Source organism: Rhodanobacter sp. G1, from assembly GCF_055397855.1.
Window position 1 is genome coordinate 1,943,416 of the sequence record NZ_AP039674.1, and the last position, 23,314, is coordinate 1,966,729.

The following is a 23,314-nucleotide window of genomic DNA, read 5'->3' on the forward strand; positions in this document are numbered from 1 at the left end:
GCGGGCCATGCCGCGATGCGCCTGGTCAGCGCCGTGCGAAGCCGCCGTCCACCAGCTCGATGATCTCGGCCGTGATCTCCTCCTGGCGCACCACGCGCTGGCGCGCCTCCAGCTCCGCCAGGTGCCGCTCGATCTCGCCGTGCGCCGCGGCCATCGCTTCCATGCGCGCTTCGTTTTCCGCCACGAACGCGTGCAGCGCGGCGTCGCAGAGCCGGGCGTGCACGTAGTCGCCGGTCAGCTCGGCCAGCAGCGCTTCGGGTGCGAGTTGCAGCAGCGGCGCGTTGCCGCCGGCCGTACGTTGGAAACCCGCCGCGTCCAGCGGGAACAGCCGGCGACGTTCCACGCGGATGCCGTGGCCCGGCTCCCAGCGGTTGTACACGACGTCGAGGCGTTCGACCTCGCCGTCCGCCATGCCCTGGTAGAGATCCTCGGCGATGCGATCCGCCAGCCGCGAAACGTCCGCCGAGCGCGCCGGCATGGCGACGTGCAGCCGCGGCGCGAGGCCGCGCTCGGCCGCCAGCGCGAGGCCGCGCGTGCCGGCCAGGCAGAGCTCGGCGGTGGAAAAATCCGCCTGCACGGCATCGAGCACGCGCTCGCTGAAGGCGCCGGCGAAGCCCTGCTCCGCGCAGAAGGCCACCAGTACCTGGCGCGATGCGCCGTCACGGCGGGCAGGCGCATCGTCCTCGCGGCACAGCGCCATGGCCTGGCCGACGGCGTCCGCCACCAGCGCCGAGAACGCCTCGACCGCGCTCGACTCCGAGCGCGCGTGCTGCGCGCGCGCCGCGGCGATGCCGCGCATCGCGTTGACCACTGCGCCGAGCTGCTGCATGCCGGCGATGCGCGCGCGGATCTCGGCCAGCCGCTCAGCCATGCGCGATGGCCTGTGCGGGCGCGGGTGCGGCGGGCGCCACCTCGGCGGCGAGCCGGCGCAGCACGTCGAGCAAGGCCTGCCGAGCGGCCTCGTCGGGCATGCCGTCAGCCTGCAGGACGCGCACCGTGGCGCCGGCCTCGCTGTCCAGCGCCGTGGGCAGGCGCTGCCGGAACGCCGCGACCGCCTCCACCGGCAAGGCATCGAGCAGGCCGCGCTGCACGGCGGTGACCAGCGCCACCTCGTCGGCCAGCCGCCACGGCGCGTGCTGCGCCTGACCCAGCGCGGCGCGGATGCGCGCGCCGCGCGTCAGCTGGTCCCTGACCCGCGCGTCGGGCATGCCGCCGAAGCGGGTGAACATCTCCAGCTCGAGGAACTGCGCGTAGTCCAGCCGCAGCGACTCGGCCGCCTCGCGCAGCGAGCGCGCCTGGGTCTTGCCGCCCACGCGGCTGACGCTGGTGCCCACGTCCACCGCCGGCTTCTGGCCCTGGTTGAACAGCCGGGCGTCGAGCACGATCTGGCCGTCGGTGATCGAGATCAGGTTGGTGGGGATGTAGGCGCTGAGGTTGCCGGCGTCGGTCTCGGCGATCGGCAGCGCGGTCAGCGAGCCGCCGCCCTTCTCTTTCGACAGCCTGGCCGCGCGCTCCAGCAGCCGCGCGTGCACGTAGAAGATATCGCCGGGATAGGCCTCGCGCCCCGGCGGCTGGCGGGTCAGCAGGGCGATCTCGCGGTGCGTCGCGGCGTGCTTGCTGAGGTCGTCGATCACCACCAGTGCGTGCTGGCCGCGGTCGCGGAAATACTCGGCCATGGTGAAGCCCGCGAACGGCGCGATCCACTGCAGCCCCGGCGGGTCGGCGCCGCCGGCCACCACCACGATGCAGCGCTCCGGCGCGCCGTGCGCGCGGATTGCCGCGACGGCGCGCTGCACGCTGGAGGTCTTCTGCCCCACCGCCACGTAGACGCAGACGATGTCGCTGGCCTGCTGGCTGATGATGGTGTCGATGGCGACGGTGGTCTTGCCGGTGACGCGGTCGCCGATGATCAGTTCGCGCTGGCCGCGGCCGAGCGCGAACAGCGCGTCGACCACCAGCAGCCCGGTCTGCACCGGCTCGGTCACCAGCTCGCGGTCGATGATCGCCGGCGCGGGACGCTCGACCGGCTCGTGGCTCTCGGCCTCGACCGGGCCACCGCCGTCGAGCGGCCGGCCCAGCGGATCGACCACGCGGCCGAGCAGCCCCGGCCCCACCGGCACGCGCACCACGTTGCCGCTGCCGCGCACGGCATCGCCCGCCTCGATCGCGTCCGCGCCGTCGAGGATCACGCAGCCCACGCGGTCGCGGGCTAGCGACTGCACGAAGCCGTAGGCGCCCTTGTCGAAATGCAGCAGCTCGTCCAGGCGCGCGCCCGGCAGCCCGGACAGCAGCGCGATGCCGTCGGCCACTTCCTCCACGCGGCCGACCTGCTCGCTGCGCGGGCCGAGCGGGAGCTTGCCCAATGTCTCGCGCGACTGCCGAAGCCAGGCGTCCGCGGCCGGATCAATCGTGTCGTTCATGCACCAGCTCCTGGCGGACGCGGTCGAGGTCGGCGCGCCAGCTGTTGCTGACCGCGACGTGCGGGCCACGCAGTTCCAGCCCGGCGAGCAATGTGGCGTCCACCGTGAAGTCCAGCGGCGCGCGGGACTGCAAAGCATCGAGGATCGCCGCGCGGCAACGCGCCTGCATCGCCGCATCGAGCGGCTGCGCGCTGACCACCTCGATCGCCGTGCCGTCCGCCGCCAGCCGGCGCATCGGCTCAGGCAGCTCGCGCAAGGCGCGCAACAGGCGTTCCAGGAACGCCGCGTGCAGCGCGTCGCCGCCCAGCGGGGCAAGCAGCCGGCCGGCGATGTCCACCGCCAGCCAGCCCGCGCGGTCGCCCCAGGATTGTTCGAAGGCGGCGCGATCCTTCTCGGTCTGCGCCTGCGCGGCGGCGACCAGCGCGGCCGCCTGCGCCTGCGCCGCGGCCAGTTGCGCGGCGCGCTCGCGCGCGGCGTCCTGCTGCGCGGCGGCGAGGATCGCCGCGCGCTCCTGCGCGAAGCCCGCCCGCGTGCGCTCGACCTCGGCCGCGGCCGCCGCGGCGCCGGCCTTGGCGGCTTCCGCGTCGGCCAGCGCCTGCTGCACCGTGGCGCGGCGCTTGTCGATCATCGCCGCCAGCGGCCGCCAGAAGAAGCGGCCCAGCAGCCAGACCAGGATCAGGACATTGAGGGCCTGCAGGACTAGCGTCCAGCCGTCGATCGCCATGGCGTCACTTCAGGAACGGGTTGGCGAACAGCAGCAGCAGCGCGATGACCAGGCAGTAGATCGCCATCGTCTCGATCATCGCCAGGCCGACGAACAGCGTGCGCGAGATGGTGTTGGCCGCCTCCGGCTGGCGGGCGATGGCGTCCATCGCCGCCGCCACCGCGCGGCCTTCGCCGAGGCTGGGGCCGATCGCGCCGAACGAGACGGCGATGGCCGCCGAGATGATGCTTGCCAGTGCCAGCCAGTTCATGGGGAAGAATCCTTTTGGTGGGAAGTGGAATCGGCTCGCCCTTCGGACACCGCGCCGCCGATGAAGACCATCGCCAGCACGGCGAAGATGTACGCCTGCACCGCGCCGGTGAGCAGGTCGAGCGCCATCAGCGGGATCGGCACCAGCAGGCCGACCAGCGACAGCACGATGCCGATCACGAACACGCCGCTCATCACGTTGCCGAACAGGCGCACCATCAGCGAGAAGCAGCGGGTGATGCTCTCGACGAAGTTCAGCGGGATCATCAGCACGCTGGGCGCGGCGAACGTGCGCAGGTAGCCGCCCAAGCCGCCCGCGCGCACGCCGAACCAGATCACCGCGAAGAACACGATCAGCGCCAGCGCGGCGTCGGTCTCCAGGTGCGCGGTCGGCGGCTCGACGCCGGGCACCAGCGAAGACCAGTTGGCGACGAAGATGAAGGCGAACAGCGTGCCGATGAAGCTGCGGTAGGGGCCGGGCGCCACCTGCATGGTGTCCGCGATCTGGCCGTCCACCGCCTCGACGACGAGCTCGCAGGCCGCCTGCAACCGTGAAGGCGACAGCGCCAGCCGCCGCGTGACCAGCCAGCCGGCCAGCGCCAGCAGCGCCATGATGGCCCAGGTGACGGCGACCGCCTCGCCGATCGGCACCGGGCCGATATGGAACAGCGGCGGATTGCTTAGCGGCGAGATCACGGCGGCATCCCGCGCACGCGGCGCAGCACGAACTGCCGCCCGGCCAGCAGGCCCAGCGCGGTCGCCAGCAGCGGCAGCGCGCCGGCATGCGCCACCAGCGCCAGCACGGCCGCGAGCAGCACGAAGCGGCCGAGCATCAGCGCCACCACCCGCTTCGCCGGCCGGCCGCCGGCCAGCATCCGCGCGTTCCACCACAGGCCGCGGAAATAGATCAGGCCCAGGACGACGCCGAGGCCGGCGCACGCCACGGCGGTGAGCACGGTCGCCGCCAGCGGCGGCAGCAAGGCCGGCGCATTCATGGACTCTGCATCCATCGCCACGCCGACCAGCAGCCCAGCGCCAGGCCAAGCAGCAGCAGCGGCGCCGTCCAGAACAGGCCGGAATGGAAGTGCCGATCGAGCCAGCGCCCGCCGAACATTCCCAGCAGCATCGGCGTCACGATGATCCAGCCGAGCACGCCGATCTGCGCCAGCCGGCGCCCGACCGACGGCTCGCCCTGCTCCAGCCACAGGCGATGCCGCGCGCCGCGCAGGCGTGCGCCCTGCACCAGCGGATCGCGCCGCGCCGCATCGTCGTCGCGCGCGGTCACGACCCGGCTCCCGGCAGCTCGCGGCCATCCGGGTGCAGGTGGCGCATGATCTGGCGGATCGCGTTGAGCTGCAGCTGCGTGCTGGCGGCAAGCGCGGTGCGCTGCGCGTCGGCGTCGGCGCGGAAGCGGGCCAGCACGGTCTGGTCCAGCGTGGCCAGGTCGTCGCCGGGGATCGCCTCGCGCGTGGCGATGGCGACTTCTTTTCCCGCCGTCACGCGCAGCACGCCGCGGCGCACCGCGCAGTAGCGCTGCCCGCGCGCGCCCCGCCAGCCCACCACCGAGATCGCCAGGCTGGTGAGGAAGTCGGCGTGCCCGGGCAGGATGCCGAAGCCGCCGCTGGCGTCCTCGGCGCGCACGGCCTGCACGTCGTCCTCGTCCACGACCACCTCGAGCGGGGTGAGGATGCGCAGCCTCACGGCGCCGGCTCCGCCTTGGCGGCGCGGGCTTCCTTCTGCCGCGCCTCGTCGAGGTCGCCGACCATGTACAGCGAGCTTTCCGCCCACTCGTCCGCCTCGCCGTCGAGGATGGCGCGGCAGCCGGCCAGCGTGTCGGCGCGCGCCACGCTGCGGCCGGGCATGCCGGTGAACGCTTCGGTGACGCTGAAGGGTTGGGTGAGGAAGCGCTGCAGCCGCCGCGCGCGCTTGACCGCCAGGCGGTCGGCCGCGCCCAGCTCTTCCACGCCCAGCAGCGAGATGATGTCCTGCAGTTCCTTGAAGCGCGCCAGCGTCTCGCGCACGCGCTCGGCCACGCGGTAGTGCTCCGCGCCGACCACCGCCGGATCCAGCAGCACCGAGGACGAGCCCAGCGGATCGACGGCCGGATAGAAGCCTTCCGCGGCCAACTCGCGCGACAGCATGATGATGCTGTCCATGTGGCTGGAGATGGCGGTGACGGCCGGATCGGTGAAGTCGTCGGCGGGCACGTACACCGCCTGGATCGCGGTGACCGCGGTGCCGGCGACCGAGGCGATGCGCTCCTGCAGTGCCGCCACCTCGCTGGCCAGGGTGGGCTGGTAGCCGACGCGCGAGGGCATGCGCCCGAGCAGGCTGGACACCTCGCTGCCCGCCTGCACGAAGCGGAACACGTTGTCCATCAGCAGCAGCACGTTGCGGTGCTTCTGGTCGCGGAAGTACTCGGCGATGGTCAGCGCGCTCAGCGGCACGCGCCAGCGCGCGCCGGGCGGCTCGTTCATCTGCCCGTACACCAGAACGGTGCGCGCGAGCACGCCGGAGCCGCGCATGTCGCTGAGCAGCTCGTGGCCCTCGCGCGAGCGCTCGCCGACGCCGGCGAACACCGAGATGCCCTGGTACTTCTCCACCATCGCGTGGATCAGCTCCATCACCAGCACCGTCTTGCCCACGCCGGCGCCGCCGAACATCGCGGCCTTGCCGCCGCGCGACAGCGGCGCCAGCAGGTCGATGATCTTGATCCCGGTCTCGAACACTTCGGTCGCGGCGGCGCCCTGCCCCAGCGCCGGCGGCGGATGGTGGATGCCCGCGCGCGGCACGTCGGCGGGCAGCGCCGCGCCGTTGTCGCGCACCGCGCCGGTGACGTCCAGCAGCCGGCCGAGCACCGCCTCGCCGACCGGCACGCTGATCGGCGCGCCGGTGGCGCGCACGGTCGCGCCGCGGCTCAGGCCCGCCGTCGCCTGCAAGGCCACCGCGCGCACGGTGGCGGCGTCGAGGTGGCTGTGCACTTCAAGCAGCAGCGGCTCCGCCAGGTTCCAGTCCACCCGCAGCGCCGTGTCGATCGCCGGCAGCGGCGCACCGGCGGCGAAACGCACGTCGACCACGGCGCCTTGCGCCGCGATGACGGTTCCCGTAGGCATGGCGGTTTCCATGGTCGGTTCGGTTCCCGGCGCCAGCGGCGCGGTCGAAGAAGGGATCGCCCGTGCAGTCTGCCGGCGACGTGCACGGCGGCTGTTGATGCAGATCAACGGCGCGGGCCGCAGCCATCCCGCACCATGTCGTTTCGGATGCAGGCCGGCGACACTCCGTCGTATTCTTGCAAGGTCAGAGGCCACGCCCCGGATCCACGCTCCATGCTCCCGCACACGCCTCCCCCGCCGGATGCCGCCACCGACGCCCAGCCCGCGCACCTGCTGGTGGTGGACGACGACGAGGAGATCGCGCGCCTGGTCGCCCGCTATTTCGGCGCGCACGGCTTCCGCGTGAGCAGCGTCGGCGACGGCGCGCAGATGCGCCGCCTGCTCGCCGCGGAAGGGGTGGACATCGTGATGCTCGACCTCGGCCTGCCCGGCGAGGACGGCCTCGCGCTGACCCGCTACCTGCGCGAGCACTGGCACGGCCCGGTGATCATCGTCACCGGCCGCGGCGAGACGGTGGATCGCGTGGTGGGCCTGGAACTGGGCGCCGACGACTACGTGGCCAAGCCGTTCGACCTGCGCGAGCTGCTGGCCCGCGTGCGCAGCGTGCTGCGGCGCGCCGGCGAACGCGCGCCGGCGGCGAACGCGCCGGCGACCGTCGCGCAACCGCCCCGCCACGCGTTCGAGGGCTACCTGCTGGACGCACGCTCGCACACGCTGCACGGGCCGAACGGCGGCGACGTGCCGCTCACCACCGGCGAGTTCGCGCTGCTGCGGGTCTTCGTGGAGCATGCCGGCCAGGTGCTCTCGCGCGACCAGCTGATGAGCCGCCTGCACGGCCGCGACGCCGGCCCGTTCGACCGCTCCATCGACGTGCAGATCGGCCGCCTGCGCCGGAAGATCGAGTCGGATCCGGGGCAGCCGAAGATCATCAAGTCGATCCGCGGCGCCGGCTACCTGTTCGCGCCGCAGGTGCGGCCGGCATGAGCGGCGCCGTCCCGCCGCCGAACGCGGACGCCGGCCTTTTCCGCGCCCTGTTCGAGACCGCGCCCGACGCCATGGTAGTGATCGACCGCCGCGGCGACATCGTGCTGGTCAACCCGCAGGCCGAGCAGTTGTTCGGCTACGCGGCCGGCACGCTGACCGGCCGGCCGATCGAGACCCTGGTGCCGGCCGCGGTACGCCAGGCGCACGTGGCGCACCGCAATCGCTACATGGACGATCCGCGCGTGCGTCCGATGGGCGCGGGCTACGAACTGACCGGCCGGCGCGCCGACGGCCAGACCTTCCCGGTGGAGATCGGCCTGAGTCCCATCGCCGCCGCCGACGGCACGCTGTTCGCCGCCTCGATCCGCGACATCTCCGAAACGCAGCGGGCGCGCCAGGCGCTGGTGCGCGCCCGCTACGACGCCTGCGTGGCGCAGGTCGGCCGGCGCGTGCTCGAGGCTGCCCACGACGAGAAGATCTTCGACGAGATCCCGGCGCTGATCGCCGTGACGCTGGAGATCCCGGCGGTCGCCGTGCTGCTGGTCGATCCCCACCGCGCCGGCCTGCACGTGCAGTCGTCCACGGGCCTGTCCACCGCGCTGCTGGACGCGCTGCGCGACGACCCGGTCGCCGCCGCGATGGCCGGCAACGCGCCCGCGGAGGCCGAAGCGGACACGCCGACGCGCGCGGCGATCGACTGGCTCGGCGCCTGCTGCCCGCCGCTCGCGGACGGCGGCTTCGCCGACGCCGCGGTGGCGCCGCTGCTCGACCGCCGCGCGCCGATGGGCTACCTGCTGGCGCTGGCGCGCGGCCGCGGCCGCTTCGACCGCGACCGGCTGCACTTCCTGCAGTCGCTGGCGAACATCCTCTCGGCGGCGGTTCAGCGCAGCCGCAGCGAGGAACGGCTCGCCCACGCGCAGCGCCTGGACGCACTGGGCCAGCTCACCGGCGGCATCGCGCACGACTTCAACAACCTGCTCACCGTGATCTCGGGCAACCTGCAGCTGCTCGAAGCCGAAGCCACGCCGGATCCCGCCACGCGCGAGACCATCGAGAGCGCCGCCCGCGCGGTCGAGCGCGGCGCCGCGCTCACGCGCAAGCTGCTGGCGTTCTCGCGGCGCCAGCACCTGCTGCCGCGCGCGATCCATCCGGCGCAGCTGCTGTTCGACCTCGACGACATGCTGAAGCGCACGCTGGGCGAGCGCATCGCGGTGGCGATCGAATGCCCGCGCGACGTGGCCGCGGTGTACGCCGATCCCGGCGAGCTGGAGGCGGCGCTGATCAACCTGGCGCTGAACGCGCGCGACGCCATGCCGCACGGCGGCCGCCTCTCGATCGCGGCGCGCATGCGGCGCGTCGCGGCCGACGACGACGCGGCCCGGCTGCCGCCCGGCGACTACGTGGCCTTCACCGTCTCCGACACCGGCCTGGGCATGTCGCCGGAGGTGCTGGCGCGCGCGCTGGAACCCTTCTTCACCACCAAGGAGGCCGGCAAGGGCAGCGGCCTGGGGCTGAGCATGGTGTACGGCTTCGTCGAGCAGTCCGGCGGCCACCTGCAGATCCACAGCCAGCTCGGCTACGGCACCCGGATCGAGCTTTGCCTGCCCTGCGCCACCGCCGCGGGCAGCGCGGTGGAGGCGGCGGCTGCGTCAGCCTCGCAGCGTGGCCATGAGACCGTGCTGGTGGTGGAGGACGAGGCGGAAGTGCGGCGCATCGCGGTGGCCTTCCTGCAGTCGCTGGGCTACGCCACGCGCGAGGCGGCCGACGCGGCCGGCGCGCTGGCGCTGCTCGCCGCGCAGCCGGAGATCGACCTGCTGTTCTCGGACGTGGTGCTGGGCGACGGCATGACCGGCTTCGAGCTGGCCGCCAGGGCGCGCGAGCAGCGTCCCGGCCTGCCCGTGCTGCTCGCCTCGGGCTACGAATACGCCTCGGTGGACGTCGCCGCCGGCACGTTCGAGCTGCTGCGCAAGCCGTACCGGCGCGAGCAGCTGGCGCTGGCGCTGAAGCGGGTGCTCGACCGCGAGTGAGCCTCGCTCAGCAATGCCCCGCCGCGCCGACGCCTGCCAGCGCGCGCAGGCCGTCCACGTCCAGCACGCGCACTTCGCGCCGCTGCACGTCGATGAAATCCAGGTCGTGCAGGTGCGACAAGGCGCGGCTGACCGTCTCGTGCTTCAGCGCGAGGAAGCTGGCCATGTCGATGCGGCTCATGCGCAGGATGAAATGCTTCGCGCTGTAGCCGAGGCGGGCGTAGCGCGCCGCCACGTCGAGCAGGAAGGCGGCGACGCGCCGCTCGGCGGCCAGCGTGCCCAGCATCAGCATCCAGGAACGGCCGCTGCGGATCTCCGCGGCCAGCGCCGTGGTCAGGCGGGCCTGCAATTCGGGCAGCTGCAGGCAGGCGCGCAGCACGGCCGGGTAAGGCAGTTCCCAGGCCTCGCTGTCCTCCAGCGCGACGACGTCGCAGGAATATGCCTGCAGGCCGATCGACTCGACGCCGACCAGGTCGCCGCGCATCCGGAAGCCGGTCACCTGCTCGCGGCCGTCGTCGGCCAGCTCGCAGGTCTTGTACGAGCCGGCGTGCACCAGGTGGATCGCCTGGAACGGCTGGCCGGCGTGGTAGAGGTACTGGCCCGCGGCGTGCTTGCAGCGGCGCACGGGCACGTGCCGGCGCAGTTCCTCGATGTCGAACGCCGCCTCCGGCAGGTTCGCCGCGAGCAACGGCAGAGGATCCCTTCCATGCGAAGGGGCAGCGATTGCGGCGGTTGCCAGCGAGGCCATGGCGCGATTCCCGGAGCATGCAGTCTCCAAGCGACTGCGTGGCCCAAGCTAGCCATGCGCGGTAACCGCATGAGTTCGCGCAGGCAACCGTCTGCAAGGGTTTGTAACGGCCGGTAACAGCGGCGGCGCGCCGCCGGCTTGATCCAGCTCAAACCGGCGCCCGGCGGCAGAGCCGAAACTCGCCGCAGGCTTGGGAGCATCCGGTACGGGTCATGCAGGGCACGCAGCGGTTCATCGACATAGGCGCCGTGGAGGCATGGGACGCGTGGTTCCGCTGGCGGCAGGACGGCGAACTGCGCGACGTCTCGATCGAGCAGACCTGGTCGCGCGTGGCCGGCGCGCTGGCCGCGCCGGAGCAGCCCGGGCAGGCGGCCCCGTTCCAGCGGCAACTGGTCGACGCGCTGCTCGGCTGGAAACTGCTGCCCGACGAGCGGATCGCCGCCAGCGCCGGCACCGCCGCCCCGGCGTGGCCGGACGACGGACTGGTCGCCGTGCTCAACGCGGCGAATTTCGTGTACCGCCGCTTCGACGCCGCCGCCGGCTTCGACCATGCCGCGTTCGCCGCCACCGCGGCGCTGGCGGTGCGCATGCTGGACAATGCCGCGCTGCTGGCTGGCCGCCGTGCCGTCCGTGCACGATCGCATGCGCGCATCGGGCTGGTCGGGCTGGCCGACGCGCTGTATTTCCTCGGCCTGCCCTACGACAGTCCGGCGGCCTGCGCCCAGGCCCGGCGCATCGCGCACAGCCTGGCCGAGGGCTGCCTGCAGGGCGACCTGCAACTGGCCCGCGAGCGCGGCGGCCATCCCGTACCGGAAGCAACACCCGCGGCACCCGCGCCGGCGTGGCGTGCGGTATTCGACCAGGAACAACGCCGCCACGGCCGTCGCCACGCCCGGCTGACGGCGATCGGCTCGCAACGCCGGCTTGCCCTGCTCGCCAACAACGTGGCCGACGCGGTGGATCCGTTGTGCAGCAGCTGCGCCGCCGGGGACATGCCCTGCAGCGCCGCCGCACGCACGAAATCCCCGGCGGGATATGCCTTCATCCTTGCCCGCCGCCGGCTGGCGGCGGATGGCTCGACGCGCGTGCCGGCCTGCACGCCGGTGACCGCCGCCGCGCAGTTGGACATGCGCGCGGCCATGCAGGCGTGGATCGACCAGCCGATCGACTACCCGCTGGCGCACCCCGGCCGCGACGCCTGCATGGTTTCCCGCGACGACCGGAGCGTGGCCGGGACACACGGCCAGACGCGCGCCGAGGCGTGAAAGCCGGCGACGGCCCGTCCTCCGTCGTGCCGGCACCCGACGGATCCGGCCGACGGAGGATTCTTCGACTTCGCCACGCCCAGGACAAACGATGCGGGGTGCAACGGCATCACCATCGTGCGCTTCAATGCGCCAACAGCACCGGCAGCGCGGCCTTGCGCAAGACGTGCCGGGTCGCCCCGCCCAGCACCCATTCGCCGATCCGCGAATGGCCCCATGCCCCCATCACCAGCAGGTCGGCATCCATCCTGTCCGCTTCGTCGAGCAGCGCCTCGCCCGCGTGGCTGGACACGGCCAGCGGCTTGATCGCATGCCGCCGCGCACCCCGCCGCCGCAGCCAGTCGGCCAGCGGCAGCGGCGGCGGCGCCAGGCCCGGCACCTCGTCCCGCGAACCGTCCACGATGCAGACCTGTTCGGCTTCGCGCAGGAAGGGCAGCGCCGCGCGCAACGCACGCATCGATCCCACCGTGCTGTTCCAGGCGACCAGGATCCGGCCCGGGCTGCGGGATCCCTTCCATGCCGGCGGCACCAGCAGCATGGGCGAAGCCCCGCTCAGCAGCACGCGCGTGATGCTGTCCATGCCGACGATGAAGTCATCCGTTGCCGCGGGCGCGCTGCTTATCGTCAGGTCGGCCATGCACGAACGCCTGGCCAGCACCGGGACGTAGATGCCGCGGATGACCTCCCATGCGCCCGCCACGCCATGGCGGCGGCAGAGTTCCAGCCACCAGGCGTCCTGCGCCTGCGCCTCGCGCTCTTCCGCATCGAGCACGGCCACCCCGCCGGGAATGGAGATCGCCAGCGCATAGGCATCGACGATGCGCAGGCCGGTGGCGAACGCGCCGTGGCGGGCGGCCAGGGCCAGGCCCATCTGGATGGCCATGGCGTCATCGCGCATTTCATCGATGTTGACGAGGATGTCGAGCATGGCCGTTCACCGTTCCACCGGAGGAGGCTGCAGGTTTCCACGGCGCGCGGCGCGCACATTGACCCTCGTCAACCCGATGGCGGACGGGGCGCCGCAGCCGGCTGCCGGCGCGGTTGATCCTGGTCAACTCGACGGCCCATCCCGCGCGCTACAACTTTCCGCGAGCGTCCTTTCCGCCATCGCCGATGGCCTGCCGCCGAGGTACCCGCCATGACCGATTCATCGAAGCAAGCACCCACCATACAGATGCGTGGGTCGAAGCCGCTGCCGGCGCTGAGCGGCGACCACTGGATCGAATCGCTGAACGACGGGACGCGCGTGCTGGTTCGTCCGCTGCGGCCGGAGGATCGCGAATTCGAGGCGGAATTCATCGAGCGGCTGTCGCCGGAGACGCGCCGCTTCCGCTTCCTGTGCGACTTCAAGGAGCCGAGCAAGTCGCTGCTCGACGAACTGATGAAGCTGGACTACAGCCACGAAATGGCCTTCGTGGCGCTGGTGCACGACGACGGCCACCTGCGCGAGATCGGCGTGAGCCGCTATGCGACGGGCGACGGCGGGCAGCAGTGCGAATGCGCCGTCACGGTCGCCGACGAGTGGCGCCACCGCGGCCTCGCGTCGCTGCTGATGCACCACCTGATCGACGTCGCGCGCAAGAACGGGCTGCGCAAGATGTTCGCCATCGAGGATCCGGCCAACGAGGCCATGCGCGAACTGGCCGGCCGCCTGGGTTTCCGCTGCGGCGCCGAGCCGGACGATCCCCGGCTGGTGCGCTACACGCTGGATCTGTGAAAGCCGCCCGCGCGGACATCGCCCGATGAGCGGGGAACGCGAAGCCTGCGCCGGCGGACGGCACCTGCGGTTCGCCGACGTGCTGGCGCTGGCCACCTGCACCCGCCCATGGAGCCCGGCGGTCGCGCTCGGCGCGAGGATCGCGGCGCGCTTCGGGGCCAATCTCACCGGATGCTACGTGCCCGCCCCGCTGCGCCCGCTCGGCGGCGCCGAGGAGCCCGACCCGCTGATGCCGGCGCAGCGCGATGAAATGCAGCGCGAGGACGCGGACGATCCGGCGGACTTCCCCTCGTTCGCCCGGGGCCTCGGCGTACCGTTCGCCGCCTGGACGGTGGCCTGCGCGCCTATCGCCCCCACCTTGCGCCAGCTCGGCGGTTGGCACGACCTGGTCGTGCTGGAACGAGCCATGGTGCCTCCCGAACGGACGCTCGACGTGCTTGGCGAGGCACTGCTGGGCTGCCGCGTCCCATGCCTGATCCTCCCGCCAGGCTGGAACGGCGAAGCCGCGTTCCAGCGGGTCGCCATCGGCTGGAACGGAAGCGCCGAGGCCACGGGCGCCCTGCGCCGCGCGCTGCCCATCCTGCAGCTCGCCCGGCACGTCACCTTGATCGACGGCGAGATGCGCAGATCCGACGAGGATGTTCCAGGCGTTTCGCGGCCCGACCCGGTGCTGTACCTGCGGCATCATCAGGTGGAGGTCGCGATGCAGCACCTTCATGCGCCATCGAAGGCCACAGGGACGCTGCTGCTGCACAAGGCCCACGAAATGCAGGCCGACCTTCTGGTCATGGGTGCCTACAGCCAGTCGCGTACCCGCGAGCGGGTGTTCGGCGGCGCCACGCGCCACGTCCTGCTCCATGCGGACATTCCGTTGCTGATGCAGCATTGATGCTCACCCGGCCCGGAAAGCCACGCTACCGGCCAGGGTCGCGGATGCATCGCACGGAGTTGACGACGATCAACAAGCTGGCACCGGTCGCCGCTGATACTGACCGCGCGGGCAAGACGAAACGTCGATGCCGCCGGCTCGGACTTTTCCGGAGAAATCACGATGCATGCTGCCACGACCGATCAGGAACGGACTGCCCGGCAAGGGCCGGCCCTGTTCCACAACATCCTGCTGCCGATCGACGGCTCCGAACTGTCGCTGCGCGCCCTTGGGCTGGGCCTGGACATGGCCACGCTTTGCGGCGCAAAGGTATCGGTCATCCATGTCGTACCGCCCTTCCACTCGCTTGCCTACATCACCGAAGTGATTGCCGCCTCGGAGTTCGACTACAACCAGCAGGCGGTCAAGAACGCCACCGGCTATCTTGCGCAGGCGAAGAAACTCGCCGACGACAAGCACATCGCATGCGAATGCCACTACGCCTTCGGCGAACGACCCTATGAAGCAATTCTGCGTGCGGTGGACGAGCAGCACTGCGACCTGATCGTCATGGCGTCGCACGGCTGGCATGGACTGGACAAGCTGATCCTGGGCAGCGAGACGCAGAAGGTGCTGTCGAAGGCTGCGATACCGGTTCTCGTCTGCCACTGAGAGCCTTGGGCAATCGCACTCCTCCGCGTCGACGGGAAAGCCGTTCGCTACGCGGAAGACACCCGAACCACCACGAGCCGCCTGAACGCACTACTGTCCGGAATAATTTTGAACATTCGTGGCCGCGGTCTTTCTCGCCATTCCGGCGCAGGCCGGACAAGCGCGAAGCGCGCAGAACGCCCGCAGGGCGGCCCCGAAGGGGCGAGCGAAGCGAGTCATCCAGTAGCCGTGCGGCCTGAGCGAACATGGTCGCTACTGGATCCCGGCCTGCGCCGGGATGACAGTCTGGATAGGTGGTCGTTATCGGAAATGAAGTCGCCTTCTCGCAATGCTTCGTGCAAGCGGCGCGGGCCTTCATCCTTCGACACCGTCCCCAGATTATTCCGGACAGCAGTGCGCCTGAACGGGAAAGGCGCCTCGGGGCCTGTTCACGATCTTTTTCAAAGGCAAGGCAACACGCGGATGCGCAGGAAGACATGTCGCCCGGAGCGCTTGCGAAGCGAACGCTCGCCGCGCAACAAGTATTCCGCGCATCCCGATGCCTTGCCTACCCCGAAACGCAGAACGCCTTGAAGTCCTCGGCGGACACCGATTTCGAATACAGCCAGCCCTGCGCGAACTGCACGCCCGCGTTTTTCAGCAAGCGTTCCTGTTCGCGGGTTTCCACTCCCTCGGCCACCACGTAGTGGCCCCGGAAACGGGTGAATGCGGCGATCTGCTTGAGCTTCCTGCCATCCGATCTCGTCAGATCCTCCACCAGCTCCTTGTCAAGCTTGATGATCGGAACCGGCTGCCGGGACAGCACGATGAAGTTGCTCTCGTCGAGGTTGACATCGTCCATGGCGACGAGGCGATGCTCCTTGATCAATCCGCGCAGTTCTTCGAGACCCAGGCGATCCGGAAAGCCGCGCTCGGTGATTTCCAGGATGATCTGCCTGCAGATGTCGGCGAGGTTGGCCTTGCGGGCGGCGTACTCCAAGCCGCCCCTTCCCAGGATTTCCGGAGGGACGTTGATGCCGACGTGAATGTCGGCATGCTCTCGCAACCAGTCGCCCAATTCCCTGGCCACCGTATCGATGACCCAGTAGGTCAACAGCCCGGATACGGGAGTCTCCTCGACGACGGGGACAAAGCCCATCGGATAGACGACGGTCGCGCCCCGCCGCCAGCGCACCAGTGCTTCGCAGCCAACGCAACGCCCGCCTTCCTGGAGCGCGACGGTGGGCTGGTACTCGAGGAAGAGTTCCTTCCGGAGGATGGCCTCGTGCACCGCGTCGGGTGTGATGTCGCCAGGCGCTGCCATACATCCCCCAAAAACCTGTGTGGCCGTGGGCGGGCACTCTAGCATGCAGCCATACATGGGCCTATTCACGGCCTGATGCGCGGCCGTGCGCAGATGGACAACGCCAAACCGGAAAGAGGATAGTGGTGCCCAGCACCCACGCGACGAGCCTGCCTGGCCGGGAATGGGCGCTGCCTGCGGCATCGACACTCGCTGGTCGATCGCCCGGCAATGCAACGGCTGCAACCGACGGCGATGCCGTCGCCGAATGTGCGAGGTGGCAACATGGCTGACAAAGAGATCCCCGGCATCCGCCCTTACGACAGCCCGGCAGGCGGCTGGGGAGCGCTGCGTGCCACGGCCAAGGCTGTTTTCGAGCAGATGAACACCGCGGAGGCCGCGATCACGCTGCTCCGAACCAACAAGCCCTACGCCTTGCGCGCCAAGCATCCCGAGGGCTTCGATTGCCCCGGCTGCGCCTGGCCGGACAAGCAGCACACCTCGACCTTCCAGTTCTGCGAGAACGGCGCCAAGGCCGTCACGTGGGAAGCGACCAAGAAGCGCGTGCCGCCGGAATTCTTCGCCGCGCATACGGTGACCGAGCTGCTGACCTGGAGCGATTACCAGCTCGAGGACGAGGGGCGCCTGACCCACCCGATGGCCTACAACGCCGAGAAGGACATCTACGAGGCGGTCGACTGGGACGTGGCCGTGGCGCGCATCGGCGAGATCCTGCGCAGCCTGGCGGATCCGGACGCGGTCGAGTTCTACACCTCCGGCCGTGCCTCCAACGAGGCCGCCTTCCTCTACCAGCTCTTCGCGCGGGAATACGGCACCAACAATTTCCCGGACTGCTCGAACATGTGCCACGAGGCCACCAGCGTGGGCCTGCCGCAATCGATCGGCATCGGCAAGGGCACGGTCTCGCTGGACGACTTCGAGCACTGCGAGCTGATCATCGCGATGGGGCACAACCCAGGCACCAACCACCCCCGGATGATGGGCACGCTGCACGAGGTGGCCCGCCGCGGCGTGCCCATCATCGTGTTCAACCCGCTCAAGGAGCGTGCGCTGGAGCGCTTCGCCGATCCGCAGAACCCGGTGGAGATGGCCACCTTGGGCTCGACGCCGATCGCGTCCACCTACCTGCAGGTGAAGGTCGGCGGCGACGCGGCGGCGCTCAAGGGCATCATGAAGGCGCTGCTGGAAATGGAAGACGCCGGCGCGCCCGGCGCCGGGGTGCTGGATCATGCCTTCATCGCCCAGCACACCCACGGTTTCGAGGAACTGGCCGCCGACGTGCGTGCGACCTCCTGGCAGGACATCGAGGCCAAGTCCGGCCTGCCGATGCAGGCGCTGCGTGACGTCGCAGCGGCCTACGCCAAGTCGAACGCCACCATCGTCACCTACGGCATGGGGCTGACCCAGCACCACCAGGGCACGCAGAACGTGCAGCAGGTCGCCAACCTGCTGCTGATGCGCGGCAACTTCGGCAAGCCGGGCGCGGGCATCTGCCCGCTGCGCGGCCATTCCAACGTGCAGGGCGACCGCACCGTCGGCATCACCGAGAAGCCGGGCGCCGACATGTTGAATCGCATCGAGCAGACCTTCGGCTTCAAGCCGCCGAGCGGCCACGGTCACGACGCCGTCGCGGCCATGCAGGCGATCAGCGAAGGCCGCTCGAAGGCGCTGATCTGCCTGGGCGGCAACCTCGCCGTCGCCATGCCCGATCCGCAGCGATGCTTCCCGGGCATGCGCGGCCTCGAACTCTCGGTGCACATCGGCACCAAGCTCAACCGCTCGCACCTGCTCACCGGCAAGCACTCCTTCATCCTGCCCTGCCTGGGACGCACGGAGCGCGACCTGCAGGCGAGCGGCCCGCAGGCCGTGACGGTGGAGGACTCGATGTCGATGGTGCACGCCTCGCTGGGCAAGCTGCCGCCGGCCTCGCCGCACCTGCGCTCGGAGCCGGCGATCATCGCGGGCATGGCCGCCGCCACGTTGCCCGACAGCAAGGTGCCGTGGATGAAGTTCGTCGCGGACTACAACCTCATCCGCGACGCCATCGAGGCGGTCTTCCCGGACTTCGCGCAGTACAACGAGCGCATCCTCGTGCCGGGCGGTTTCCGGTTGCCGCTGCCGCCCACCGAGCGGATCTGGAACACGCCTTCCGGCAAGGCGGAATTCCTGCGCATGCAGGGATTGAACGAAGATCCGGTGCCTGCCGATCCGACGATCCTGACGCTGACCACCATTCGCAGCCACGACCAATACAACACCACCATCTACGGCCTCGACGACCGCTACCGCGGCGTCTTCGGGCGGCGCGACGTGGTGTTCATGAATGCGGACGACCTAGCCGAGCGCGGCATCGAGCACGGCGACGAGATCCTCGTCGAGACGGCCATCGGCCAGGGGCCGGAGCGCCGCCTCGCCAACGTCATCGCCGTCGCCCACGACATCGCCAGGGGTTCCGTGGCGACCTACTACCCCGAGGGCAACTGCCTGGTGCCGCTCGACTACAACGACCAGGCCAGCGGAACGCCATCGTACAAGTCGATCCCCGTGCGCATCGTGCGCGCGCACGCGGCGTGACGGGCGGCCGAAGCACGGAACGGGCATGAAGCCGGGAACGATCCCGCTGGATGCCAGCGCTCCGCCCCGCCCCCCCGCCGCGCCCGGCCATGCCGTGCGCCGCATCGAGCGCTGGCGCCACGGGCATGCCGAACAGGTCGAGGATTGCGTCGCCGAGGAAACGCCCATCGCCATGCTGTACAACGGCGTGTCCTTCGCGGTGATGATGGCGACGCCGCACGACCTGGAAGACTTCGCCCTCGGCTTTTCGCTCAGCGAAGGACTGATCGCCGAGCCGGCGCAACTGCAGTCCGTCGAGCGGATCGAACTGCTCGAAGGCATCCAGCTCGCCATCGCGGTGGCGCCCGAAGCTCCTGCCGCACGGCTCGACGGGGCAGCGAAGCGCCTGCTGCCCGGCCGCGGCAGCTGCGGCATCTGCGGCACGCGCGAACTGGAGGATGCGGTACGCCAACCCGGGCGCGTCCGCAGTCACGGCGCATTCCGGGCCACCGCGCTGGAACGGGCGCTGGCCCAGCTGCCGGCCAGGCAACCGATGAACGCCGCCACCGGCGCCGTCCACGCCGCCGCCTGGGCCGACGCCGAAGGCGACGTGGTGCTGGTGCGCGAGGACGTGGGCCGGCACAACGCGCTCGACAAGCTGGTCGGCGCCATGGTTCGCGCCGGCATCGCGCCGGACGCCGGCATGCTGCTGCTGACCAGCCGCGCCAGCTACGAGATGGTCACCAAGGCGGCCCAGGCCGGCATCGGTTTCATGGCGGCGATTTCCGCGCCCACGGCGCTGGCCATCGAGCTGGCGCGCAGCGCCGGCGTGTGCCTGGTCGGCTTCGCCCGGCCGGGCAGCCACAACGTCTACACGCATCCCGACCGGCTTGTTTCCGACTAGGAAAGGCGCTCTGCGGACATCGGATGCCCGACGCAAGCCTGGGCAAACCAGCCCCGCCTGCCCTCATGCCGACTAGGTCAGCACGAAGTCCTTGGGCTCCAGCGGCGCAGGAACATCGGGATCGCCGAGCAGGCTGCGCAGGTTGATCTCGATGTTGCGGCTGATCGCATCCAGCGGCAGGTCGTTGGGCAGCAGGTCGAAGGGATCTTCGATCTGCGTGCCGATGGCGTCCAGGCCGAAGAAAGTATAGGCCAACACGCCGACCGCCAGCGGCGTCAGCCATCCCAGCGAGTCGATGAGGCAGAACGGCAGCATGAAGCAGTAGATGTGCACCGTGCGGTGCAACAGCAGGATGTAGGCGAACGGAATCGGCGTGCCCTTGATGCGCTCGCAGCCTCCCAGCACATGGGACATCCGGTTGAGCTCGCGATCCATCTCCACCAGCAGCATGCTGTCGAGGCCGGCGGTACGGGCATCCTGCGCATAGGCTTCGCCGAGCATGCCCAGCACGGCATTCGGCACGTGAGGCGACGCCATCGCCGCGGTGTACGCCTCGCCGGACAGCCAGCGACGCAGATCAGGGCCTGGGTCCGTGCCGCGCAGATGATGGCGCAGTGCATGCGTGAAACCGATCAAGCCATGCACCAGCCGCTGTCTCCGGGCGTGCGGCAGCGACGGCATGAATGCCATGGTCTGGCGGGTCAGGTTGCGGGTGGCGATCACCAGGTCGCCCCACAACGTGCGGCCCTCCCACCAGCGCTGGTAGGCCACGGTGTTGCGGAAGCCGAGGAAGATGGCCAGCGTCAGTCCGAGCAGGGTCAGCGGCGCCGCGTTCAAAGTGAAATGGATCGCCAGTCCGCGCCGCTGCGCCGTCACCACCACCAGCGAAAGCAGCATGGTGTAGAGCACCTGCGGCAGGATCACGGGCACGATCGACCCCTTGCGTGCGAACAGCAGGGTAGTCACGGAATGCACGTTGTGCGGGCGGACGATCATGGGCGCCTAACATACAACGAGCGGCCCCATGCTTCCGGCACAAGAGGCTGCAAGTGTTTCAAGGGGGACGACCCTGGAGCCTGTCTCCGCCCTGTCCGCGAAATCAATCCCGTGGCCAGCAGCGGATGGCCGGGGGCGGCAACCGCAACCAGACCTCGTTGGCCTCGATGTGCGAGGGAGGCGATTTCGCCCAGAGCCTGGCCTGCCCGCAACGCAAGCCCACATAGCTCCCCTGCTCGCCGGCTTGCCGCACCTCCAGCGTGGCGGCGAGGAGGCCATCGGCATCGCCGGCACCGGCCGGATATGTCTCGTGCAGTTCGATTGCTTCCGGCGCGATGTGCCAGTCCACCACTGCGTCACCGGGAAGCTCCGTCGCCACGGGCACGGTCACCTTTGCATCCAGCCACAGCAATCGCTGCGTGTCCGGTGCTCCCAGCAGTCGCCCGCGATGCACGTTGCGGTGGCCCAGCAACCGGGCCACGGCGCCGTTGGCAGGGCGCGCGTGCACCGCCAGCGGCGTGTCCGCCTGCACGATGCGGCGGCCGTGCATCACCACCAGCCGGTCGGCCACCGCGGCCAGCGCGGGGTCGTGGCTCACCGCCAGCGCGGGGATGCCCGCCGCATGCACTTCGGCGATCAGCTCGGCCAGCACGTCGTCGCGGGTGGCGGGATCCAGCGCGGACGTGGGCTCGTCCAGCAGCAGCAGCTGCGGCCGCCGCGCCAAAGCGCGCGCCAGGGCCACGCGCTGCTGCTGGCCGCCGGACAATTGCGCGGGCCGTCGCTCGGCCAGTGCGGACAGCCCCACCCGCTCCAGCCATTCGATGGCCAGCCTGCGGCGATCCGCGCCGCGCAGGGCGAAGGCCACGTTCTGCCAAGCGTTCAAGTGCGGGAACAGCGCGTGCCCCTGCGGCAGGTAACCTATAGCGCGCTGCTGCGGCGGCAAGCCATCGAAGGGCTCGCCGCGTGCCGGCAGCAGCCCCGCGATGGCGCGCAACAGCAAGGTCTTGCCCTCCCCGCTCGCGCCCAGCAGCACGGTGAAGCCTTCCACCTCGAACGAGGCGGACAACGTCACTGGGCCTTCGATGCAGTAGTCGACGCGCATCAGGCCAGCCGCCTGCGCACGGCCAGGCCCAGCGCCAGCGGCAAGGGCAAGGCGACCAGGAAGAACACCCACAGCAGCGGATACACCGCCGGCAGGCCGATGTCCTGCAGGTTCGTCCACAGCTTCACCGGGATGCCCTGTGGGTAATACGCCACGATCAGCACCACGCCGAACTCGCCCAGCGCACGCACCCAGGCCAGCGCCACGGCGGCGGCGAGGCCGAGCCTGGCCAGCGGCAGGCTGACGCGGAAGAAGCTGCGCGCGGGCGAATGGCCCAGCGTCAGCGCGATCTGCTCCAGCTCGCGCGGCACGCCCTCGAAGGCGGCGCGCGCGGCCAGCACGTAGTACGGCAAGGCGGCGTAGAACTGCGCCATCACGAAGGCCGGCGCCGAGTTGGTGAGCAGCAGGCCGGCGCGTTCCAGCAATTGCCCGGCCGGGCCGTAGGGGCCGTACATCGTGGCCAGCAGCAGGCCCATCGCCAGCGGCGGGGTGAGCAGGGCCAGCAGCAGCAGCGCATCGACCAGCCACTGCCCGCGCACGCGATGGCGCGCCAGCCACCACGCCAGCGGCGTGCCCAGCGCCACGATCAGCAGCAGCGCGACCAGGCTCAGGCCCAGCGACACCGCCACCGCATTGCCGTCGCCGCGGGCGAAGCCGAAGTGGCGCCAGTCGGTGGCGATCGCGAGGCCAGCGAATGGCGCGGCCAGCAGCAGCAAGGCCAGCGCCGCGGCGAGCGTCGTCAGGCGTGGCCGCATGGCGTTGCTCACAGCGCATCGCCGTGCGGCGGGTCGTAGCCGCGCTCGCGCAGCATCGCCTGTCCCCGCGCACTACGCATGAACTGCACGAAGGCCCGCCCCAGCGCGGGCTGTCTCGCATCGGTCGGCACCGCGGCGTAGAACACCAGCGGTTGCGCCTCGACCTTCTTGCCGTTGGCCAGCGCGAAGCCGGCCTGCGCATACCACGGCGCCTGCATCGCCGGCTGCGCGAGGTCGATCTCGGCGGGCAGGTCGACGACCGGCAAATGGTGCGAGAACGCCGCGCTGGCATAGCCGATGGCGGCGTCGAGCTGGCCCGCTTCCAGCCGCGACATCAGCGAGGTCTCGGCGAAGATCTGCCGCGGGTTCTGGAAATCGCCCGCGACCTGCCGCAGCAGGTCGGGCTGGCGGTAGTAGCGCGATGCCAGCTGCAGGGTGAGCAGCGCATTGGCGCCCTGCGGATCCACCGCGGGATCGGTGCGGCCGAAGCGCAGACCGGGTTCGCGCAGCACCTCGTACCAGCGCTTCCTTCCCTGCGCGGCAGCGGCGAAGTCGGCGGCGTAGCGGCTCTTCGGGCTGTAGACCACCACCATGCGCGTGCTGGCCACCGGCACCGCCTGCTCCACCAGTCCGGCCTGTCGCAGCAGCTTGATCGGGCCCGGCGTGATCGCCACGAACGCATCGGCCTGCAACTGCTTGCCGGCCAGCAGGCGCGCCAGCGCATACGAACCCTGGCCGATGCCCTGGTAACTGGCGTGCTGCGCCGCGGCCACCGCGGGGCCGAGATTCCGATCCATCACCACGCCCATCGAGCCGGCATAGGCCACGCGCAGCACCGGCGCGTCGCCGGCCAGCGCGGCCAGGCCGGACAGCAGGAACAAGGGCGCCAGCCAGCGCAGGCGATACGGCATGCG

At 70.8% G+C, this 23,314-nt stretch carries 24 protein-coding genes; 8 read left to right on the plus strand and 16 right to left on the minus strand.

Translation table 11 applies throughout. The annotated features are described in order from the left end of the window. Positions 1-25: 25 nt before the first annotated feature. The 9 genes from ACZ5Z2_RS08740 to atpD are packed head-to-tail and all read right to left on the minus strand — an operon-like array spanning position 26 to position 6,506. Positions 26-871, minus strand: a complete 846-nt coding sequence (locus ACZ5Z2_RS08740) for a F0F1 ATP synthase subunit gamma (protein WP_464761564.1) — start codon at positions 869-871, stop codon at positions 26-28. After that, entirely contained in the window at positions 864-2,420 is a 1,557-nt protein-coding gene (locus tag ACZ5Z2_RS08745; protein ID WP_464761565.1) for a F0F1 ATP synthase subunit alpha, read from the minus strand. Before ACZ5Z2_RS08745 ends, ACZ5Z2_RS08740 begins: the two co-directional genes overlap by 8 nt. Beyond that, entirely contained in the window at positions 2,404-3,144 is a 741-nt protein-coding gene (locus ACZ5Z2_RS08750; RefSeq protein ID WP_464761566.1) for a F0F1 ATP synthase subunit B family protein, read from the minus strand. Before ACZ5Z2_RS08750 ends, ACZ5Z2_RS08745 begins: the two co-directional genes overlap by 17 nt. 4 nt (positions 3,145-3,148) lie before the next feature. Continuing rightward, a complete protein-coding gene (locus ACZ5Z2_RS08755) occupies positions 3,149-3,394 on the minus strand; it encodes a F0F1 ATP synthase subunit C (RefSeq protein WP_464761567.1) in 246 nt (81 codons plus the stop codon). Beyond that, the gene (locus ACZ5Z2_RS08760; RefSeq protein WP_464761569.1) at positions 3,391-4,089 is read right to left on the minus strand and encodes a F0F1 ATP synthase subunit A; all 699 of its coding nucleotides are present in this window, start codon (positions 4,087-4,089) and stop codon (positions 3,391-3,393) included. The genes ACZ5Z2_RS08755 and ACZ5Z2_RS08760 overlap by 4 nt, the downstream gene beginning before the upstream one ends. Further along, positions 4,086-4,388 (minus strand): ATP synthase subunit I, encoded by a 303-nt coding sequence (locus ACZ5Z2_RS08765; RefSeq protein ID WP_464761570.1) that lies wholly within the window; start codon positions 4,386-4,388, stop codon positions 4,086-4,088. Before ACZ5Z2_RS08765 ends, ACZ5Z2_RS08760 begins: the two co-directional genes overlap by 4 nt. Continuing rightward, positions 4,385-4,678 carry an AtpZ/AtpI family protein gene (locus tag ACZ5Z2_RS08770; protein ID WP_464761571.1) on the minus strand — a complete coding sequence of 98 codons (294 nt, stop codon included), beginning with the start codon at positions 4,676-4,678 and terminating at the stop codon, positions 4,385-4,387. The genes ACZ5Z2_RS08765 and ACZ5Z2_RS08770 overlap by 4 nt, the downstream gene beginning before the upstream one ends. Continuing rightward, positions 4,675-5,094 carry a F0F1 ATP synthase subunit epsilon gene (locus tag ACZ5Z2_RS08775; protein ID WP_464761572.1) on the minus strand — a complete coding sequence of 140 codons (420 nt, stop codon included), beginning with the start codon at positions 5,092-5,094 and terminating at the stop codon, positions 4,675-4,677. Before ACZ5Z2_RS08775 ends, ACZ5Z2_RS08770 begins: the two co-directional genes overlap by 4 nt. Continuing rightward, complete coding sequence (atpD, locus tag ACZ5Z2_RS08780) at positions 5,091-6,506, minus strand: F0F1 ATP synthase subunit beta (protein WP_464761573.1); 1,416 nt, start codon at positions 6,504-6,506, stop codon at positions 5,091-5,093. The genes ACZ5Z2_RS08775 and atpD overlap by 4 nt, the downstream gene beginning before the upstream one ends. A gap of 213 nt (positions 6,507-6,719) precedes the next feature. On the opposite strand from atpD, the gene ACZ5Z2_RS08785 reads away from it, so the two are divergent. After that, positions 6,720-7,490 (plus strand): response regulator, encoded by a 771-nt coding sequence (locus tag ACZ5Z2_RS08785; RefSeq protein ID WP_464761574.1) that lies wholly within the window; start codon positions 6,720-6,722, stop codon positions 7,488-7,490. Further along, on the plus strand, positions 7,487-9,517 hold the full coding sequence (locus tag ACZ5Z2_RS08790; protein WP_464761575.1) for a PAS domain S-box protein: 2,031 nt from the start codon (positions 7,487-7,489) through the stop codon (positions 9,515-9,517). Before ACZ5Z2_RS08785 ends, ACZ5Z2_RS08790 begins: the two co-directional genes overlap by 4 nt. Positions 9,518-9,524: 7 nt before the next feature. On the opposite strand, the gene ACZ5Z2_RS08795 is transcribed toward ACZ5Z2_RS08790, so the two are convergent. Further along, a complete protein-coding gene (locus ACZ5Z2_RS08795; protein ID WP_464761576.1) occupies positions 9,525-10,205 on the minus strand; it encodes a Crp/Fnr family transcriptional regulator in 681 nt (226 codons plus the stop codon). Between the two features lie 272 nt (positions 10,206-10,477). Here ACZ5Z2_RS08795 and ACZ5Z2_RS08800 point away from each other — a divergent pair, with 272 nt between their 5' ends. Next, positions 10,478-11,530: a hypothetical protein gene (locus tag ACZ5Z2_RS08800; RefSeq protein ID WP_464761577.1), complete on the plus strand. Its 1,053-nt coding sequence runs from the start codon at positions 10,478-10,480 to the stop codon at positions 11,528-11,530. 124 nt (positions 11,531-11,654) lie between these two features. On the opposite strand, the gene ACZ5Z2_RS08805 is transcribed toward ACZ5Z2_RS08800, so the two are convergent. After that, positions 11,655-12,458, minus strand: a complete 804-nt coding sequence (locus tag ACZ5Z2_RS08805) for a universal stress protein (protein ID WP_464761578.1) — start codon at positions 12,456-12,458, stop codon at positions 11,655-11,657. Positions 12,459-12,668: 210 nt separating this feature from the next. Here ACZ5Z2_RS08805 and ACZ5Z2_RS08810 point away from each other — a divergent pair, with 210 nt between their 5' ends. The 3 genes from ACZ5Z2_RS08810 to ACZ5Z2_RS08820 all read left to right on the plus strand — a co-directional run bounded on the left by ACZ5Z2_RS08810 (position 12,669) and on the right by ACZ5Z2_RS08820 (position 14,787). After that, positions 12,669-13,247, plus strand: coding sequence for an N-acetyltransferase family protein (locus ACZ5Z2_RS08810; protein ID WP_464761579.1), 579 nt, complete (start codon positions 12,669-12,671; stop codon positions 13,245-13,247). 25 nt (positions 13,248-13,272) lie between these two features. Then, complete coding sequence (locus ACZ5Z2_RS08815; protein ID WP_464761580.1) at positions 13,273-14,136, plus strand: universal stress protein; 864 nt, start codon at positions 13,273-13,275, stop codon at positions 14,134-14,136. Positions 14,137-14,298: 162 nt separating this feature from the next. Then, entirely contained in the window at positions 14,299-14,787 is a 489-nt protein-coding gene (locus ACZ5Z2_RS08820) for a universal stress protein (RefSeq protein WP_464761581.1), read from the plus strand. 547 nt (positions 14,788-15,334) lie between these two features. Here the strand turns inward: ACZ5Z2_RS08820 and ACZ5Z2_RS08825 are convergent. Continuing rightward, positions 15,335-16,090, minus strand: a complete 756-nt coding sequence (locus tag ACZ5Z2_RS08825; RefSeq protein ID WP_464761582.1) for an EAL domain-containing protein — start codon at positions 16,088-16,090, stop codon at positions 15,335-15,337. A gap of 264 nt (positions 16,091-16,354) precedes the next feature. Here ACZ5Z2_RS08825 and ACZ5Z2_RS08830 point away from each other — a divergent pair, with 264 nt between their 5' ends. Together ACZ5Z2_RS08830 and fdhD are read left to right on the plus strand one after the other, a co-directional pair. Beyond that, positions 16,355-18,664: an FdhF/YdeP family oxidoreductase gene (locus ACZ5Z2_RS08830; protein ID WP_464761583.1), complete on the plus strand. Its 2,310-nt coding sequence runs from the start codon at positions 16,355-16,357 to the stop codon at positions 18,662-18,664. 46 nt (positions 18,665-18,710) lie between these two features. Next, positions 18,711-19,547 carry a formate dehydrogenase accessory sulfurtransferase FdhD gene (gene fdhD / locus ACZ5Z2_RS08835; protein WP_464761685.1) on the plus strand — a complete coding sequence of 279 codons (837 nt, stop codon included), beginning with the start codon at positions 18,711-18,713 and terminating at the stop codon, positions 19,545-19,547. Positions 19,548-19,619: 72 nt separating this feature from the next. Here the strand turns inward: fdhD and ACZ5Z2_RS08840 are convergent, their stop codons facing one another. The 4 genes from ACZ5Z2_RS08840 to ACZ5Z2_RS08855 all read right to left on the minus strand — a co-directional run bounded on the left by ACZ5Z2_RS08840 (position 19,620) and on the right by ACZ5Z2_RS08855 (position 23,311). Next, on the minus strand, positions 19,620-20,543 hold the full coding sequence (locus ACZ5Z2_RS08840) for a bestrophin family protein (RefSeq protein WP_464761584.1): 924 nt from the start codon (positions 20,541-20,543) through the stop codon (positions 19,620-19,622). A gap of 103 nt (positions 20,544-20,646) precedes the next feature. Then, positions 20,647-21,645, minus strand: a complete 999-nt coding sequence (locus tag ACZ5Z2_RS08845; RefSeq protein WP_464761585.1) for an ABC transporter ATP-binding protein — start codon at positions 21,643-21,645, stop codon at positions 20,647-20,649. Further along, positions 21,645-22,400, minus strand: a complete 756-nt coding sequence (locus ACZ5Z2_RS08850) for an ABC transporter permease subunit (RefSeq protein ID WP_464761586.1) — start codon at positions 22,398-22,400, stop codon at positions 21,645-21,647. Before ACZ5Z2_RS08850 ends, ACZ5Z2_RS08845 begins: the two co-directional genes overlap by 1 nt. A gap of 8 nt (positions 22,401-22,408) precedes the next feature. After that, entirely contained in the window at positions 22,409-23,311 is a 903-nt protein-coding gene (locus ACZ5Z2_RS08855) for an extracellular solute-binding protein (protein WP_464761686.1), read from the minus strand. Positions 23,312-23,314: the final 3 nt, after the last annotated feature.